The organism is Trichococcus sp. (assembly GCF_049589555.1).
In the GTDB taxonomy this organism is placed as follows: domain Bacteria; phylum Bacillota; class Bacilli; order Lactobacillales; family Aerococcaceae; genus Trichococcus.
Genome location: NZ_JBAWAZ010000354.1, coordinates 1 through 2,011, shown reverse-complemented (window position 1 = coordinate 2,011; position 2,011 = coordinate 1). Strand labels below are relative to the sequence as shown.

The 2,011-nt window shown below is 52.2% G+C and carries 3 protein-coding genes; 2 read left to right on the top strand and 1 reads right to left on the bottom strand.

Annotated features, from left to right (window positions below; all coding sequences use genetic code 11):
- Positions 1–277: 277 nt before the first annotated feature.
- The gene (locus WBV27_RS12195) at positions 278–931 is read left to right on the top strand and encodes a phosphoribosyltransferase (RefSeq protein ID WP_424202404.1); all 654 of its coding nucleotides are present in this window, start codon (positions 278–280) and stop codon (positions 929–931) included.
- The gene (locus WBV27_RS12190; RefSeq protein ID WP_424202403.1) at positions 924–1,568 is read left to right on the top strand and encodes a dienelactone hydrolase family protein; all 645 of its coding nucleotides are present in this window, start codon (positions 924–926) and stop codon (positions 1,566–1,568) included. Before WBV27_RS12195 ends, WBV27_RS12190 begins: the two co-directional genes overlap by 8 nt.
- Positions 1,569–1,692: 124 nt before the next feature.
- On the opposite strand, the gene WBV27_RS12185 is transcribed toward WBV27_RS12190, so the two are convergent.
- Positions 1,693–2,011: SDR family oxidoreductase (locus WBV27_RS12185; protein WP_424202402.1), on the bottom strand; the 319-nt coding region annotated here is incomplete at its 5' end.

Sequence of the window (2,011 nt, the reverse complement as noted above, 5' to 3'; positions counted from 1 at the left end):
TGGAAAATCTTGAGGCATTGAAGAAAAGCATCAACTGACCTTCACTTTTCAGCGGGCGAAGTAGATAATCCGATTCGATGACAGCATCATTCCTAGATCCAGAAGTGTTATTGTTCCTCCTTGCGGCGTTTGCGTGCTATGATTTGGTTGAGATGAAATAACAGATGGAATCAAAACACCAAATCATGTAAGCAACCGGAACAAACGTTATTTCAGTCGAACAGCATGCACTTGTTTCAGTCAATGAGAAGGTATTGTCGGACAAGGAGGGAAAGGTATGTTATTTAACGATCGGAAAGAGGCCGGCATCCTGCTGGCAGAAGCTTTGGAGAAGTACCGCGGAGAAGATATCGTCGTATTTGCTTTGCCACGAGGGGGAGTGCCTTTGGGCGTGGAGATCGCCAAAAAATTGGCGGCACCGCTGGATTTGCTCATCACGAAAAAAATCGGACACCCATTCAATCCTGAATATGCCATCGGGGCCATCACAGAGGATGCGGACCCAATCTTCAATCCGGGCGAGCACGGGGTGTTGGACCAAAATTGGCTGGAATGGGAGCTGAAACGGCTCCGTCAGGAAATCAAAAGGCGCAGGGAAACGTATGTCGGCGCTGCGAACATCCAGTCCTTGGAAGGCAAAACGGCCATCATCGTGGACGACGGCATCGCGACCGGCTTCACGATGTTCGCCTCAATAGCGGCCCTCAAAAAGCGGAATCCGAAACGCATCATCGTGGCCATCCCGGTCACGCCGGAGGATACCGCGAAAAAGATGGACCAAATGGTGGATGCAGTCGTAGCCTTGGAGCGGACGGATGACTATCTCGGCGCTGTGGGTGCCTATTATGTCCGTTTTGATCAGCTCGACGACGCGGAGGTCGTCTCACTGCTCCGAAGCATGAACGTGAAGGAGGAGAAGGCAGATGAGTGATCCAGAAAAGGCAGTTAAGATAACCGGTGCTGGCGTCACATTGAATGGTGATTTGGCCCTGCACAGAGATCCGAAAGGGCTTGTCATTTTTGCCCATGGCAGCGGCAGCAGCCGACATAGTGTGCGCAACAAATACGTGGCTAGTGTACTGAGGGCGCATGGACTGTCCACTTTGTTGCTGGATCTGTTGACGGAAGATGAAAGCGAGTGGACCGACAAGCGTTTTGACATCGATTTGTTGACCCAACGGTTGACGCTTGCGGAAAACTGGCTGAAGCAACAGGATGAAACAAAACAGCTGCCTATCGGGTATTTCGGATCGAGCACCGGAGCGGCTGCTGCTTTGCAATCGGCAGCTGCGTTAGGCGATGAAATAAAGGCCGTTGTTTCGCGGGGCGGGCGGCCGGATTTGGCCAAAGCCTATTTGGCTGATGTCACGGCCCCGACGCTGTTGCTGGTTGGCGGCTACGATGACGGCGTGATCGAACTGAATGAGCAGGCCTACGCTTTGCTGAACTGCGAGAAGGAAATGACCATCATTCCGGGAGCCACCCATCTGTTCGAAGAAGCCGGTACGTTGGAACAGGTAGCAGAGTTGGCTGCGCAATGGTTCGTGAAGCAGTTTCCGAAAAAATAAGGCTGGTCAGACTAATTTCAGGCCGGATAGCAAAAATAAGCAGGACACCTTTCAAGCGAAGGGCGTCCTGCTTATTTTTATGGGCTGCGTCTGTATTATTTTGACTTGCTCCCTAAGGTGTCGCTCACTCGGATTCAGGAATGTAGGTCCACCCATTGTCGTTGTGATAAATCATCAGTTTGGACATCCCGCCGTCGACAGTGAAATTCTGCCCGGTGATGAAGCCGGCTGCATCGCTGCAAAGGAAACGGATCGTCTGTACGATGTCATCAGGCACACCGACACGGCCGACAGGATGCTGCAAAAGGTCAGCGGGTTCGTAGTCAGGCTGGTAATCCTCATCTTTATGGAAAGAACCCGTGTCGATCCAACCTGGGCTGATGGAATTGACGCGGGCTTTCCCGGCCAACGAAATGCTGAGGGCGTGCGTCAGAGAAAGGATG

What these genes read in the sequence shown, in the direction of transcription:
- WBV27_RS12195 (WP_424202404.1), top strand. Translation starts at nt 278, where the DNA reads ATGTTATTTAACGATCGGAAAGAGGCCGGCATCCTGCTGGCAGAAGCT.
- WBV27_RS12190 (WP_424202403.1), top strand. Translation starts at nt 924, where the DNA reads ATGAGTGATCCAGAAAAGGCAGTTAAGATAACCGGTGCTGGCGTCACA.